This window comes from Clostridia bacterium, assembly GCA_012840125.1.
In the GTDB taxonomy this organism is placed as follows: Bacteria; Bacillota; DULZ01; order DULZ01; family DULZ01; genus DULZ01.
The window spans coordinates 98,388-112,964 of the sequence record DULZ01000092.1 but is presented as its reverse complement, the minus strand read 5'-3'; the positions used below and the strand labels follow the sequence as shown (position 1 = coordinate 112,964).

16 protein-coding genes are annotated in these 14,577 nt (G+C 50.5%); all 16 read right to left on the bottom strand.

Features of this window, described 5'->3' with window-relative positions; genetic code table 11:
• Positions 1–2 precede the first annotated feature (2 nt).
• Positions 3–1,070: a flavodoxin-dependent (E)-4-hydroxy-3-methylbut-2-enyl-diphosphate synthase gene (ispG, locus tag GXX34_11030; protein HHW08038.1), complete on the bottom strand. Its 1,068-nt coding sequence runs from the start codon at positions 1,068–1,070 to the stop codon at positions 3–5.
• A gap of 18 nt (positions 1,071–1,088) precedes the next feature.
• Positions 1,089–2,111 carry an RIP metalloprotease RseP gene (gene rseP / locus GXX34_11025; protein HHW08037.1) on the bottom strand — a complete coding sequence of 341 codons (1,023 nt, stop codon included), beginning with the start codon at positions 2,109–2,111 and terminating at the stop codon, positions 1,089–1,091.
• A gap of 14 nt (positions 2,112–2,125) precedes the next feature.
• On the bottom strand, positions 2,126–3,292 hold the full coding sequence (locus tag GXX34_11020) for a 1-deoxy-D-xylulose-5-phosphate reductoisomerase (protein ID HHW08036.1): 1,167 nt from the start codon (positions 3,290–3,292) through the stop codon (positions 2,126–2,128).
• Entirely contained in the window at positions 3,277–4,377 is a 1,101-nt protein-coding gene (gene ytvI, locus GXX34_11015) for a sporulation integral membrane protein YtvI (protein HHW08035.1), read from the bottom strand. The genes GXX34_11020 and ytvI overlap by 16 nt, the downstream gene beginning before the upstream one ends.
• A gap of 16 nt (positions 4,378–4,393) precedes the next feature.
• Complete coding sequence (locus tag GXX34_11010; GenBank protein ID HHW08034.1) at positions 4,394–5,182, bottom strand: phosphatidate cytidylyltransferase; 789 nt, start codon at positions 5,180–5,182, stop codon at positions 4,394–4,396.
• Positions 5,183–5,198: 16 nt separating this feature from the next.
• Positions 5,199–5,975 (bottom strand): isoprenyl transferase, encoded by a 777-nt coding sequence (locus GXX34_11005; GenBank protein ID HHW08033.1) that lies wholly within the window; start codon positions 5,973–5,975, stop codon positions 5,199–5,201.
• Positions 5,976–6,035: 60 nt separating this feature from the next.
• Positions 6,036–6,203, bottom strand: a complete 168-nt coding sequence (locus GXX34_11000; GenBank protein HHW08032.1) for a 4Fe-4S binding protein — start codon at positions 6,201–6,203, stop codon at positions 6,036–6,038.
• Positions 6,204–6,443: 240 nt separating this feature from the next.
• Complete coding sequence (gene frr / locus GXX34_10995; protein HHW08031.1) at positions 6,444–7,001, bottom strand: ribosome recycling factor; 558 nt, start codon at positions 6,999–7,001, stop codon at positions 6,444–6,446.
• Positions 6,973–7,722, bottom strand: coding sequence for a UMP kinase (locus tag GXX34_10990; protein HHW08030.1), 750 nt, complete (start codon positions 7,720–7,722; stop codon positions 6,973–6,975). Before GXX34_10990 ends, frr begins: the two co-directional genes overlap by 29 nt.
• A gap of 113 nt (positions 7,723–7,835) precedes the next feature.
• The gene (tsf, locus tag GXX34_10985) at positions 7,836–8,471 is read right to left on the bottom strand and encodes a translation elongation factor Ts (GenBank protein HHW08029.1); all 636 of its coding nucleotides are present in this window, start codon (positions 8,469–8,471) and stop codon (positions 7,836–7,838) included.
• Positions 8,472–8,538: 67 nt separating this feature from the next.
• Positions 8,539–9,285 (bottom strand): 30S ribosomal protein S2, encoded by a 747-nt coding sequence (rpsB, locus tag GXX34_10980; GenBank protein HHW08028.1) that lies wholly within the window; start codon positions 9,283–9,285, stop codon positions 8,539–8,541.
• 225 nt (positions 9,286–9,510) lie between these two features.
• Positions 9,511–10,293, bottom strand: coding sequence for a GTP-sensing pleiotropic transcriptional regulator CodY (gene codY / locus GXX34_10975; protein HHW08027.1), 783 nt, complete (start codon positions 10,291–10,293; stop codon positions 9,511–9,513).
• Between the two features lie 38 nt (positions 10,294–10,331).
• Positions 10,332–11,738, bottom strand: coding sequence for an ATP-dependent protease ATPase subunit HslU (gene hslU / locus GXX34_10970; protein HHW08026.1), 1,407 nt, complete (start codon positions 11,736–11,738; stop codon positions 10,332–10,334).
• Positions 11,739–11,757: 19 nt separating this feature from the next.
• Positions 11,758–12,288 carry an ATP-dependent protease subunit HslV gene (gene hslV / locus GXX34_10965; protein ID HHW08025.1) on the bottom strand — a complete coding sequence of 177 codons (531 nt, stop codon included), beginning with the start codon at positions 12,286–12,288 and terminating at the stop codon, positions 11,758–11,760.
• A gap of 10 nt (positions 12,289–12,298) precedes the next feature.
• The gene (locus GXX34_10960) at positions 12,299–13,198 is read right to left on the bottom strand and encodes a tyrosine recombinase XerC (GenBank protein ID HHW08024.1); all 900 of its coding nucleotides are present in this window, start codon (positions 13,196–13,198) and stop codon (positions 12,299–12,301) included.
• Positions 13,199–13,261: 63 nt separating this feature from the next.
• Positions 13,262–14,572 carry an FADH(2)-oxidizing methylenetetrahydrofolate--tRNA-(uracil(54)-C(5))-methyltransferase TrmFO gene (gene trmFO / locus GXX34_10955; GenBank protein ID HHW08023.1) on the bottom strand — a complete coding sequence of 437 codons (1,311 nt, stop codon included), beginning with the start codon at positions 14,570–14,572 and terminating at the stop codon, positions 13,262–13,264.
• Positions 14,573–14,577: the final 5 nt, after the last annotated feature.

Sequence of the window (14,577 nt, the reverse complement as noted above, 5' to 3'; positions counted from 1 at the left end):
CCTCATCCTTCCACCATTTTCTTGACCTCATGCACTAAAGCTTCTACCAACCGCTCCTGCGGCACCTTAGCCACAATCTTGCCCCGGCGAAAAAGCAGCCCCACTCCTTTCCCGCCGGCAATACCTACGTCCGCTTGCCTGGCTTCCCCGGGACCGTTAACAGGACAGCCCATGACCGCCACTTTGAGGGGTTGCCGGACAAACTCTAACTCATGTTCTACTTTTTCTGCCAGTTCCACCAGGTCGATTTGGCAGCGACCGCAGGTGGGGCAAGAAATGAGCTCAATCCCCCTGTGCCGGATTCCCAAGCTCTTTAAGATCTCAAAGCCCAACTTCACTTCTAAAGCAGGATCCCCGGTCACGGAAACCCGGATGGTATCACCGATACCTTCGCTCAGCAGGATCCCAATGCCCATGGATGATTTTACCGCAGAGGTAAGGAGCGTTCCAGCTTCCGTAACCCCTAAATGTAAAGGATAATCAGTCTTGGCCGCCAACAAGCGGTATGCCTCCACCATCAACGGTACATGAGACGCTTTTAATGAAATCTTGATATCGTAAAAACCCGCCTCTTCCAGCAGGTGAGCATGTCCCAACGCGCTCTCTACCATGGCCTCCGGGGTGACCCCTTGGTATTTTTGCAGCAGTTCCTTTTCCAAAGAACCGGCATTGACACCGATGCGAATCGGGATCCCCCTGTCTTTGGCCATGGCAGTCACCTCCCGCACCTTGGCCGGACCACCTATATTGCCGGGGTTGATCCGCAAGCCGTCTACCCCGCCGGCCATGGCTTGCAAGGCCAGGCGATAGTCAAAATGAATGTCGGCAATCAAGGGAATAGCGATTTCCTTCTTAATCTTCTCCAAGGCTTGGGCTGCTTCCTCATCCACCACCGCCACCCGGACCAGTTCGCAGCCGGCTTGTTCCAAGGCCTTGATTTGGGCCACGGTGGCGGCCACATCGCGGGTATCGGTGTTGGTCATAGATTGCACGGTGATTGGGTAGTCGCCGCCTACCGGCACCGGTCCTACCCATATAACCCGGCTTTTTCTTCGCTTCGCGGGAATCATAATGCCACCTCTGCGTCATCAATCGGTAAAGAGCCGCCATAGATCCTGGTAAGTAATTAAAACCATCAGGCCCAGCAGCACCACAAAACCGATGAAATGAATGAAGTTTTCCTTAGCCGGGTTAACCGGCCTCCCTCTAATACCTTCGATGGCAAGGAATACCAGCCGGCTGCCGTCCAGGGCGGGAATCGGGAGCAAGTTAATAATACCTAAATTGAGACTGAGGAGGGCCGCAAAACGGATGAGAGTGCCAATCCCGAAATGCACTGCCTGCCCGACAATGGATACCATTCCCACCGGTCCCGCCACATCCGCCGGAACCTGTCCCCCAATCATCAAGAACAATTGCTGGACAATAATAACAATCAGGGCCACCGATGACGAGATACCCAGCCAGATTGATTCAAAGAATCCTTTTTTTTCTACTACTCCCTTGATCCCAATTAAACCTACGTTTTCTTGTTCATCTCGCACGGTCATAACGGTTACCGAGAATTCCGCCTTGCCCCTTTGCACGGTCAGTTGGATTTCTTCATCCGGGTGCGCTCTGATCACGCGTACTAAATCCTCCCAAGTAGGGGTATCCGTACCGTTGACGGCCACGATCCGGTCCCCTTCTTGCAACCCGGCCTGAGCGGCGGGGCTTCCGGCCAACACTTCACCGATTTCATTGCGGTTGGATGCTACGCCTATACCCATGAAGAAAACAGCAAATAAGACGATGGCCAGGAGGAAATTCATGATGCTTCCGGCGGCAATCACACCCATGCGCTGCCCCACGGTTCTGGTGTTAAAGCCGCGGGGATCATACTCTTCCTCCGGGTCCATCCCGGCCATCCGGTTATAGCCGCCGATGGGCAGGGCACGCAAAGAATACTGGGTCTCCCCCACTCTTTTGGAGTAAACCAGGGGGCCCATACCCAGAGCGAATTCATGAACTTTAATCCCGACCAATTTGGCTGCTAGGAAATGCCCCAGTTCATGCACAAAAATCAACAGTCCCAAGATAATGATCGTCACCACTACGGACAGGACGGACATAGGGATCACCTTCCTCAGATAACATACCCGGTCATGACGGCTAAAGCCTGCCTACGAGCTTCTCTGTCCACCGCCAACACCGTCTCCAGGTCAGGGTTTTGTACCGGCTGATGCCGGTCCATCACCCGCTGCACTATATCAGTAATGGCCGGGAAGCCAATCTCACCCCGGAGAAAGGCATGCACTGCTTCTTCATTGGCAGCATTGAGTACCGTGGGCATCGTGCCGCCTGTTTTCCCCGCTTCATAAGCCAGCTTGAGGGCGGGAAAAGCCTGCCAATCAGGTGCCTCAAAAGTCAATTCCTTCAGCTGCAAGAGATCCAACCTGGTCCCGGCTCTCCCTTCCCACCTCTCGGGCCAGGTTAGGGCCAACTGGATGGGTACCCGCATATCCGGCGTTCCCAACTGGGCCATAATCACCCCGTCGCGAAATTCCACCATGGAATGGATAATGCTCTGGGGGTGAATGACCACTTCGATCCGGTCATAATCCATCGCAAACAGATGCTTAGCTTCAATCACTTCCAACCCTTTGTTCATCAAAGTTGCGGAATCAATCGTGATTTTAGCTCCCATATTCCACTTGGGATGTTTTAAAGCCTGTTCCGGTGTCACCCGTGCCAGCCGGTCCCGGGACCAACCCCGGAAAGGGCCCCCTGATGCCGTCAAGATCAGCTTCTCTACATCCCCGGGGCGATTGCCGGCCAAACACTGGAATAGAGCTGAGTGTTCACTGTCCACCGGCAGCAAACGGCTGCCAAAATGCTTGACAGCCTCCATGACAATTTCGCCGGCAGCCACAAGGGTCTCTTTATTGGCCAGGGCAATCTCTTTGCCGTTTTTAATGGCTTCCATGGTTGGAAGCAAACCCACGGCACCGGACACCGCCGTTACCACCGTAGTTACTTCCGGATCTACAACGGCCTCAACTAGGTTTTCGTCACCCAGGTATACCCGGACCGGCATACCTGCTACCCGTGCTTGTAAAAGCCGGCCCTGCTCGTGATTGGTGACCACCACTATTTTCGGACTGAATTCCCTGATCTGTTGTTCCAGTAAATCGATATTTCCCTTGGCCGCTAAGGCCACCACTTTGAATTCTTCCGGGAAAGCACTGCAAACCTCCAGGGTCTGGCGCCCAATGGAGCCCGTTGAACCCAGAATAGCTATTCCCTTGGCCATCCTAAACCTCCTCTGTAATACCGCCAGCAGCCTTTGACAATCACCACTAGGATCGGCCCGAGCACCAATCCGGCTACCCCCATCACTTTGAGCCCGACATACAAGGAAACTAAAGTCTCCAACGGATGGATGCCAATACTGTCTCCTACCACCTTGGGCTGAATTAACTGGCGTACTAAGGAAATAATACCATAAAGTATCAGTAATGATACCGCTAACCGCAGATTCCCCATAAGAAATGCCATGGCCATCCATGGAACAAAGATCAATCCCGGCCCCAGCACCGGCAGCAGGTCCAGGAAGCCCACCACCAAGGTAATCAATAAAGTGTAATCTACGCCCAGGACATATAAACCAACTAGAGTCTGCCCCATCGTAATAAGCATTAAAATGATCTGGGCTCTCAAATAGCCGAGAATTGCATTGCCCGCCTGGCCACCCATATTATGCAGGAAACCGGCCACTTGCGCCGGCAGGATTCTATACAATGCTTGAGCAATGTTCTCCTTGTCCTTGCTAAAAAAATAAGAGGAGACAATCGCAAAAAACAAAATCAACACCACGTTCGGCACGGCCGTCAAAAGACCTAAGGACCAGTTTAAGACTTCGAGTACTGTATGAGAAACTTGCTCCATGCGCCGGACCAGAAAATCCTGCCAATCAGCCGGTAAATCCAGGGAAAAATAAAGAATCCGCGCCTGGCTCAGGGCGTATTGAAGGCTAACGGCAATCCTTTCTGCATACATGGGAAAGGAATAGGACAGATTGACTATTTCCATGATGGCCCGGATGATCATCCAGGTCAATCCGGTGACAGTACCACCGATGACCAGGAGCATGGTACCGATCACGCTGACGGCCCGGGACACCTTGAGCTTGCGGGACACAAACTCGACAATGGGTTCAAACAAGGCAGCCAAAACCAGGCCTATGATAAAGGGTAGCGCTAATGGGAGCAGGAATCGCAAAACCGCTAGACCCGCAGGAAATAAATAATAGTACACCAGGAAAGCCGCCAGCAGCCATCCCAAAACTCGCAAGACAAATATTAAGCTTTTCAGGCTCTTATCATCTTGATGATCCATTTTTCACCTCTGCCCACTAGAGCAATGGCATGAAATAATACACCAGCGGCGCCACCAGCAGTAGACTGTCCAAACGATCCAGCACACCGCCGTGTCCGGGAAACAAGACACCGGAATCCTTGGCCTGCGCCAAGCGTTTATATGTAGATTCCAACAAATCCCCTGTGGTTCCTACCACAGCCGCTAGGAGCCCTAAAAGTCCCCACAAGAAGTAATTATTCCCGCTTACCAATTGACCAAACAGTAAGGCGCTTAAAATGGTAACGATGAGACCGCCCAGGAAGCCTTCAACGGTTTTATTGGGGCTCAGCTTCGGGCAAAGGGGATGTTTCCCCATTTTGGACCCCACAAAATACGCGGCCGTGTCGTTAGCCCAGGTCAATAGGAACACCAAGAGCACCCACATCCATCCCTGGGCCTCAAACTCCCGTAGGCGTATGAGAAAACTCAACAAACCTCCCACATAGAAGGCCCCAAAAAAGGTGACGGCCAAGTCACTTAAGGTCCATTTTGGAAAGGCAGCGGCAAAATGAACCACCGCCAATACCATGAGCAGCCACAGGGTCTGTGGAAAATATTGTCCATGCCATAAGTATATGCCAAACAAAATGCAATTTAAACCTATGCAGTAACCCCACCAGGTAAGCGGTTTGTGTCCCATGGAACTTGTTAAGCGATAAAACTCATAGAGGCCAAGGGCTGCCACCGCCAATGAGCCCAACATCAAAGGAAAACCTGCTCGATAGAAAAGGATAAACACAATGGGAACGGCTATCACAGCAGTAAGTACACGTTGCCAGAGCATATTTTACACCTCAAACCTAAAGTCGTAATCCCCCGAAACGTCGCTCCCGTTTTTGATAGGCGCGAATAGCCTCCAAAAGGTGTTCTTTGGTAAAATCCGGCCATAAAGCATCCGTAAACCAGAATTCCGTGTAAGCTATTTGCCATAACAGAAAATTGCTGATGCGATACTCCCCCGAGGGCCTGATTAGCAGATCCGGGTCCGGCAGGCCCCTCGTGGTCAAATGACGGCTGATCAGCTCTTCGGTGATTTCTTCCGGCTTTATTGTCCCTTCTTGCAGGAGCCGGGCAATTCCTTTTACGGCTTGCACAATTTCGGCCCTGCCGCCGTAATTCAAGGCAATATTCAAAATTAACCGGTCGTTAGTCTTGGTTTTTGCCTGGGCCTTTTCCAGTTCACGAATGGCGGCGGCCGGCAGCTTGCTGATTTCTCCAATGGGACAAATCCTGACGCCTTGGCGGTCAAGATTATTCATTTCCTTTTGCAAGTACTCTACCAAAAGGTTCATCAAAATATCCACTTCTTCTTTGGGCCTTTTCCAGTTTTCCGTGGAAAAGGCATAGACGGTCAAAATCTCAATCCCCAGTTCCAAGCAAGCTTCTACAATTCCCCGGAGGGATTCCACTCCTTGACGGTGTCCCATGGCTCTGGGCATGTTTCTCCTTTGGGCCCAGCGCCCGTTTCCGTCCATAATAATGGCAATGTGTTTCGGCAAATCCGGCCGGAGACCGGCCGCCTCCGGTCCTTCTTGTCCGGCTTTTGCTCGCTTCTTCAAGAAAGGTATGCGTGCCATCCTAATCTCCCGTTAAAGTATTTTTAGTAACAAACCCCCTCGCGCGAGGGGGTTTATTGGTTACTCTTCCACGATTGCATCATTGGGGCATGCATCTTGACATGCACCGCACTCTGTGCAGGTATCTTGATTAATAACGAAAGTATCTTCTCCTTCAGAAATGGAGCCGCTTGGACACTCATCAGCACAGATACCACATGCAATGCACTCTTCAGTGATACGGAACAATGTTTACACCTCCTTTCCCGGGCAAAACGATTGCACAGAAACAACAATCAAGTCCACCCGACCATTTGGCCTGATCTGTTGTTTCACAATCCGGAGGCTGTGGTGAGAATGTGCACCTGGTGCTCGGGTTAGCTGAATCTCGCCTACCGTCAAACCTGCTTCCGCCAGGCGCGCTTTGCCCTTGGACAACTCGCACCCAATGACATCCGGGATTTCTGGTTTCAACCTAACCCTGCACCCCTAGACTTCCATAATTTCTGCTTCTTTAGTGCCCAGCACATCATCCACCTGATCGATATAATTGTCCGTCAATTTTTGAATCTTTTCCTGGGCCCTCTTGGCTTCATCCTCGGAGATGCTCTTATCCTTTTCCATGGCTTTTATTTTATCGTTGGCTTCCCGCCTGATGTTTCTAATGTGCACGCGATACTCTTCCGCTTTTTTCTTTACTAGTTTAACGAGCTCCATGCGGCGTTCCTGAGTCAATTGCGGGATGACGATGCGAATCACATTACCATCGTTAGAGGGGTTTAAGTTCAAATCAGACTTCAGGATGGCCTTTTCAATACTGGCAATTACCGATTTATCCCATGGTTGGATGACCAGCAATCTGGGTTCGGGAGCTGAAATACTGGCCAACTGGTTAACCGGCGTCATGGTACCGTAATACTCGACCTGCACCTTGTCCAGCAAAGCAGGGTTGGCCCGGCCGGCACGAATTGAAGCCATGTCTTTGCGCATCGCTTCAATGGTTTTCTTCATGCGGTCCTCAGCTTCTTGGAACACTTGTTCCGTCATAACAGTCCCTCCCTACGTATGTTCCAATCACTTCACCCAGCACCACTTTCAAGATATTCCCTTTTTGTTTTAAGTCGAAAACAATCAAGGGAATATCATTATCCATACACAACGAAGTGGCGGTGGAATCCATCACTCCAAGTCCACGGTTTAAAACATCAATATAACTAAGCTGGTCATAACGCTTTGCAGTCGGGTTTTTCACCGGATCGGAATCATATACGCCATCCACTTTTTTGGCCATTAAAATGACATCGGCTTCGATTTCCGCCGCTCGCAATGCTGCCGTCGTATCTGTAGAGAAGAAGGGATTGCCTGTGCCGGCAGCGAAAATCACCACTCGCCCTTTTTCCAGGTGCCGGATCGCCCGCCGCCTGATATAGGGCTCGGCAATTTCCCGCATTTCTATCGCCGTTTGTACCCGCGTATCGATGCCGCATTGCTCAAAAGCGTCCTGCAGAGCCAAGGCATTCATTACGGTAGCCAGCATGCCCATATAGTCCGCCGTGGCGCGATCCATGCCCTGGTTAGAACCGGCTACCCCTCGCCAAATATTGCCGCCGCCAACCACAACCGCCACTTGCACGCCCAACGAAACAACATCCTTCACTTGTTCCGCTACTGAGCGAAGCATAGACTGGTCAATGCCGAATCCCTTATCCCCGGCTAAGGCCTCTCCGCTCAGTTTAAGCACTACACGCTTATATTTCGGCTTCGTCATTGGGCTGGAAAACCTCCGTTTATACCTAAGGTACACTTATTCTACGCCTTATACGGAATTCCTTTCAAAAAAGTTTCTTACCTGAAAAAAAGAGCACAATAAAGTGCTCTCTTTTATTCACATCCGGTCATAGCCTGTACTTCGGCAGCTAGATCACAGGAGCGTTTGCTTAACCCTTCCCCCAACTCGAAGCGCACAAAGCGGCGAATGGTAATATTCTCTCCCATAGTAGCAATCGCCTGGGTAACCAGCTCTTGCACGGTGATATTGGGGTCTTTCACGAACGGTTGATCAAGCAGGCACACCTCTTGGTAAAACTTTTCGATGCGCCCTTCAACCATTTTTTCGACAATTTTCTCCGGTTTGCCTTCATTTAAGGCTTGGGCCCGCAAAATGGATTTTTCTTTTTCAATGACTTCGGCCGGCACCTCATCCCGGGAAACATATTCCGGACGTGAGGCGGCGATATGCATGGCGATATCATGGCAGAGCTCCTTAAACTGGTCCGTCTTGGCGACGAAATCTGTCTCGCAGTTTACTTCCACCAGTACGCCAATCCTGCCCACGCCATGAATGTAGGCCTCCACTAACCCTTCACTGGCCAAACGCCCGGCCTTCTTGGCAGCCGCAGCCAAACCTTTCTCTCGCAGGTACGCTATGGCGGCCTCCATGTCACCATTGGTGGCTTCTAAAGCCCTCTTACAATCCATCATGCCGGCTTGTGTACGCTGTCGCAATTCTTTGACCATATCCGCAGTGATCACGGATGTTCACCTCCTTCTCAAAGGCAGCGGCAGTAAAGCTGAATAGAACCATCTATTGGGCAACCGCTTGTTCGGCTTCGGTATTTTCTCCTGCCGGTTCTCTTTCCTGGCCTACTTGACCTTGAGTTGCCTCTAAAACGGCGTCAGCAATCTTGCTGGTCAACAGCTTCACGGCACGAATGGCATCGTCGTTGCCCGGAATGACATAATCAATTTCATCGGGATCGCAGTTGGTGTCCACGATAGCCACTACCGGAATGCCCAGTTTCTTCGCTTCAGCCAATGCAATCCTTTCTTTCCGGGGATCTACGATGAACAAAGCTCCCGGAAGCCCATTCATGTTCTTAATGCCACCCAAGAAACGCTGCAATTTATCTCTTTCCGCAATCAAGCGGGCCACTTCCTTCTTGGGCAAGAGGGCAAACTTCCCTTCTTCCTCCATCGCCTCCAGTTCACGGAGACGTTCAATCCGCTGGCGGATGGTCTTATAGTTCGTCAGCATACCGCCCAGCCATCTTTCATTCACATAAAACATTCCGCAGCGTTCCGCTTCCTCGCGGATGGACTCCTGGGCTTGTTTTTTCGTACCTACGAAAAGAATGTTCTTGCCCTCGCTGACGATGCTCCTTACAAATTCATAAGCTTCTTCTACTTTTTTCACGGTCTTTTGCAAGTCGATGATGTAAATGCCGTTACGTTCAGTAAAAATGTAAGGAGCCATTTTGGGATTCCAACGCCGGGTTTGATGACCGAAATGGACCCCCGCCTCCAACAGCTGTTTCATCGAGATAACTGCCACTTGACTCCACCTCCTCTCGCTGGTTTTCATCCTCCACTCCCCTCATCTTTGTGCAAGACCCGCAGGCACCCTTGCACAAATTGGGAAGCGTGTGTTTTTGCACCAAAACCTAGTATAGCATAGTGATTCCTGTCTCGCAATAATTTGGTGCACACAATTATTTTAAATCTTTGCCAAAAATCAGGACCCTTATGCACCAGAGAAAAAAGAACCTATGCGGTTCTTTTATCTTCTGAGTTTTTGCAGTTCTTCCAACAAATTGTCATTCAGTACCCTGATATAGGTACCCTTCATGCCCAGGGATTTGGATTCAATCACCCCGGCACTTTCAAATTTCCGCAGGGCGTTGACAATGACGGAACGGGTAATGCCGGCCCGGTCCGCAATCTTGCTGGCCACCAGCACTCCTTCATCACCTTCGAGCTCAGCAAAAATGTGTTCCACCGCCTCGAGTTCCGAATAGGAAAGAGTCCCCAGGGCAATATGGACGGCCGCCCGCTTACGGGCTTCTTCTTCAATCCGGTCGGCCTTGGCTCTCAAGATCTCCATACCTACCACCGTCGCGCCGTATTCGGCCAGGATCAAATCCTCATCGGTAAAAGGTACATTGAATTTAGAAAGTACCAATGTTCCCAACCTTTGTCCACTTCCGATAACGGGAACCACGGTGGCAATTTTGTTTTGGAAAATGCATTCCGTATCCCTGGCGAAGATGCACTGGTTGCCTTCTTGTTTAAAGTTCGCTTTGGTCTCGCTGATCCGCAGCAGCTCTTCATTGTATTCTTCCGGAAAACGTTCCGAACGATATACAATATCCTCCATAATCTGGCAGGTGAAGCCTTCTACAAAGGCATAACCCAGGATCTGGCCGTGGCGGCCGATAATATAGCAATTGGCATTAATCACATCACGCAGCACCTGAGCGATTTCGTCAAAATCGACGGGATTCCCCGCTGACTTCTGCAACTGTTTATTGATCAGGCGAGTTTTTTCCAACAGAGTGTTCATTATTCATTACCCCTCTCTAACATTCATTCACCACAAATCTATAGTATATACCTGCTCAAGTCTTCATTTCCGATGATCGGTTCAAGCTGCCGGCGCACATAAGCCGCATCGATGGTGACGGAGCACGGCGCTATCTCCGATGCATTAAAGAATAAATCTTGTAAGAGCTTTTCCAGAATAGTATGCAATCGCCTCGCCCCGATGTTTTCACTCTGGGAGTTTATATCATAAGCAATTTTTGCAATCTCTGCAATGGCGTCCTGAGTGAACTCTACCCTGACTTTTTCTGTTTGCAATAATGAGGCGTACTGCTTGATCAAGGAGTTTTTAGGTTCCGTCAGGATCCGCTGCATATCCTCTTGCGTCAAACTTTTCAGTTCCACCCGGATGGGAAAACGCCCTTGCAGTTCAGGGATGAGGTCTGACGGTTTTGCCACATGAAAGGCACCGGCCGCAATAAACAAGATGTGATCCGTCTTGACCGGACCGTATTTGGTGACTACGGTAGCACCCTCAACGATAGGCAAAATATCCCTTTGCACGCCGCCCCGGGACACATCGGGGCCGTAGTTGCCTTCCTTTTCCGCAATCTTATCAATCTCATCCAGGAAAATAATCCCGTTTTGCTCTACCCTGCTGATCGCCTTAGCGGCCACTTCATCCATGTCGATGAGCTTGTCGGCCTCTTCCTGAATAAGATACTTTCTCGCTTCCGAAACCTTGAGTTTGCGCTTCTTTTTCCTTTTCGGCAGCATCCCTCCTAATAGGTCTTGCAAGTTAATTCCCATTTCATCCATACCTGAACCGGTAAACACTTCCAGCATGGACGGGCTGTTGTCTTCTAATTCCACTTCCACCGGTTCGTCCTCTAACTCCATCCTCTTAAGTTTGTGCCGGTAGATCTCCCTCTTTTCCTCCACCTGCCTCACTTCTTCTTCCATCCTGGCGCGGTACTCCTGGCTATTACTATTATTGACAGGTGAGCCAAAAATAAACTCCAGAGGATTTCGATTAGATTTACTATTTCGAGGATAAGGCACCAATATGTCCAGTAACCGTTCATCTGCCAGGTGCCGCGCTTTTTCTTCCACTTCTTTGATTCTTTCGCTTTTTTCCATGCGAACGGCTACTTCCACCAGATCACGCACCATGGACTCCACATCTCGTCCCACATAACCCACCTCTGTGAATTTTGTCACTTCCACTTTAAGGAACGGTGCGTTTACTAATTTGGCCAGCCGCCGCGCAATCTCTGTTTTGCCTACGCCTGTGGGCCCAATTAAAATAATATTCTTGGGTGTAATTTCCTCCTGCATGGATGGAGGCAAGAGACTTCTACGATAGCGGTTTCTCAGGGCCACGGCCACCGTTTTCTTGGCTTCTTCTTGCCCCACTATATATTTGTCCAATTCCTCCACAATTTGCTTGGGAGTCAAATCGTGCATCATGTTCCCCCTTCTATCGTCACAGAGTTTCTACCGTAATATGATCATTGGTAAAAACACAGATCGAGGACGCTATCTTTAAAGCCTCTTGAGCGATTTCCCCGGCAGTCATATCAGTGTGATGAAGCAAGGCTTTTCCCGCTGCCAGGGCAAATCCACCGCCTGACCCAATGGCCGCCACCGCATCATCGGGCTCGATGATTTCACCACTACCTGAAATAATCAGCATTTTTTCCCGGTCAGCCACCAAAAGCAAAGCTTCCAGCCGCCGCAACACCCGGTCGGAGCGCCATTCTTTGCCTAATTCAACGGCGGCTCTATATAAATTGCCATGGTAAGCCTCAAGTTTAGCCTCGAATTTATCAAACAAGGTAAAAGCATCGGCCACGGCGCCGGCAAACCCTGCCAGTACTCTGCCTTGATAAAGCTTTCTCACTTTGCGGGCATGATGCTTCATGATAATATTATTGCCGAAGGTGACTTGCCCGTCACCGGCCAGGGCTACTTGCCCGTCTTTCAGCACGCCGATAATGGTAGTGGCATGCACCAGTCAACCCCCCTTATGCCCTGGGATGTGCTTTCAGGTAGACTTCCCTGAGGCGAGTACCGGTCACATGGGTATAAACCTGGGTGCTGGACAAGTTGATGTGTCCCAACAGCTCTTGTACTGCTCTTAGATCCGCCCCTCTTTCCAACATATGGGTGGCAAAGGAATGCCGCAACCAGTGGGGGGATACCTTGAGAGCCAGGGCTACTTTCTTCACACCCTCATCAATGATAAACCGCACACCCCTGTCGGTCAAACGCCGGCCGCTCTTATTCAAAAAGAGAGCCTCCGTTTCCCGGTGGCCCAACAATTTTATACGACTCGTCTCGATATACAGCTTAAGCCAGTAAATACTATGCCTGCCAAGTGGTGCCAACCGTTCTCTTTGCCCTTTACCCTTAACTCTGAGACTGCCTATGGAAAAATCCACATCCCCCAGGTCTAAATTCACCAACTCAGATACTCGTATCCCGGAAGCATATAAAGTCTCCCAGATGGCTCGATTGCGCACACCCAAATCCGTTTCCGCGGGAATCGCATCCAGCAGCTGTTCTAAATCATAATAATGCACAAACCTGGGCAGCTGTTTTGGCTTTTTCGGTGTCACAACCAATAGTAAGGGATCCTCCGGAATTGCGTCTTGTTTCACGAGAAATTTGTAAAAACTCCGGAGGGACGCCAGCTTGCGGGCCACCGTCGCTTTAGATAATCCTTGACGATTTAAACTTCCCAAATAACCGCGCACCTGCCAGTGCTGGGGAAATAAAAAACCGTCGATCTGGTTGGAGGCACGTAGATACTGCATGAATTCACGGAGATCAGAGAGATATGCTTTCACGGTATGAGGGGAATAGTTCTTTTCTGTCTCCAGAAAAAGAGCGTAGCGGTCCAGCCAGAATTCAACTGTCTCCAATAACAGGCACCCCCAAAACACCGGCTATCAATATGTTGCCACACTTGGCAAACAAGTGCAATATCAAATGCCATTATTCTCAATAAAAGTTTGTAAATTTATTAAAGCACGCTGGGAAATCTGCTTGTTTCGTTCCCTCTTATCCTTAATTCTACGGTCTAAGGGCGGCAGCAAGCCAAAATTAATACCCATGGGTTGGAAATCCGTCACTGGAGTAGACACCAGGTAATGATGCAGGGCGCCAATAGCCGTTTCCACTGGGAAGACTAACGGGGTCAACCCTTGCAGCCAACGGGCAGCATTGATCCCGGCCACCAAGCCGCTGGCGGCCGACTCCACATATCCTTCCACCCCCGTCAGTTGACCGGCAAAAAAGAGTCCTTTCTCACTCTTCAGCTGGTTTGCGGCATCCAGCAGTTTCGGTGCGTTGATGAAGCTGTTCCTGTGCATGACCCCGTAGCGTACAAATTCTGCTTCCTCCAACCCGGGGATGAGGCTGAAAACCCTTTTTTGTTCCGGCCATTTTAAATTGGTCTGGAAACCGACTAGATTGTACAAGGTGCCTTCTTTGTTGTCCTGCCGCAGCTGTACCACGGCAAAGGGCTCTTTCCCGGTGCGGGGATCAACCAAACCTACGGGTTTCAACGGCCCATACAGCAAGGTTTGCTTGCCCCGGCGGGCCAGCACTTCTACCGGCATGCACCCCTCAAAATAAATTTCTCTCTCAAACTCTTTCTTGGGAGCTTCCTCCGCCTCCAGCAAGGCCCGGTAAAAGACTTCGTACTCCTCTTCAGTCATGGGGCAGTTAATATAGTCCGCTTCACCCTTGCCGTACCTGGAAGACTTGAAAACCTTGCTCTGGTTAATGGATTCCAGTGTCACAATTGGCGAGGCAGCATCAAAAAAATAGAAATAGTCTTCGCCGGTCAGGGTTTTGATCGCCTCGGCCAGTTTTCCCCCCGTCAAAGGGCCTGTAGCGATAATGACGGGCCGGTCATGAGGTATTTCCGTTACTTCCGCCTGGACCACATTAATCCGAGGATGGCTCTTGATCACTTCGGTGACTTCCCGGGAGAAATCTTCCCGGTCCACCGCCAGGGCTCCCCCGGCGGGCACTTGATGCTTATCGGCACAACGGATGATTAAGGAGTCCAGGAGCCTCATTTCTTCTTTCAACAGTCCGGAGGCATTATCCAAACCTTTGGCTTTTAACGAATTGCTGCACACCAGTTCGGCAAACCAGCCCGTCCGGTGGGCGGGAGTCATCTTTTCCGGTCTCATTTCCCAAAGTTCCACCCGGACACCTCTTTTGGCAGCCTGCCAGGCCGCCTCCGCTCCGGCCAAACCGGCACCGACAATCACCAACTTCCTCAAAACTT

Excerpts from the sequence above, each read along its gene's own strand:
- hslU (HHW08026.1), bottom strand. The coding sequence starts at position 11,738 with ATGCACGATTTGACTCCCAAGCAAATTGTGGAGGAATTGGACAAATAT.
- tsf (HHW08029.1), bottom strand. The coding sequence starts at position 8,471 with ATGGTCAAAGAATTGCGACAGCGTACACAAGCCGGCATGATGGATTGT.
- frr (HHW08031.1), bottom strand. The coding sequence starts at position 7,001 with ATGACGGAACAAGTGTTCCAAGAAGCTGAGGACCGCATGAAGAAAACC.
- ytvI (HHW08035.1), bottom strand. The coding sequence starts at position 4,377 with ATGGATCATCAAGATGATAAGAGCCTGAAAAGCTTAATATTTGTCTTG.
- ispG (HHW08038.1), bottom strand. The coding sequence starts at position 1,070 with ATGATTCCCGCGAAGCGAAGAAAAAGCCGGGTTATATGGGTAGGACCG.
- codY (HHW08027.1), bottom strand. The coding sequence starts at position 10,293 with ATGAACACTCTGTTGGAAAAAACTCGCCTGATCAATAAACAGTTGCAG.
- rseP (HHW08037.1), bottom strand. The coding sequence starts at position 2,111 with ATGTCCGTCCTGTCCGTAGTGGTGACGATCATTATCTTGGGACTGTTG.
- GXX34_11020 (HHW08036.1), bottom strand. The coding sequence starts at position 3,292 with ATGGCCAAGGGAATAGCTATTCTGGGTTCAACGGGCTCCATTGGGCGC.
- GXX34_11010 (HHW08034.1), bottom strand. The coding sequence starts at position 5,182 with ATGCTCTGGCAACGTGTACTTACTGCTGTGATAGCCGTTCCCATTGTG.
- GXX34_11005 (HHW08033.1), bottom strand. The coding sequence starts at position 5,975 with ATGGCACGCATACCTTTCTTGAAGAAGCGAGCAAAAGCCGGACAAGAA.
- GXX34_10990 (HHW08030.1), bottom strand. The coding sequence starts at position 7,722 with ATGACGAAGCCGAAATATAAGCGTGTAGTGCTTAAACTGAGCGGAGAG.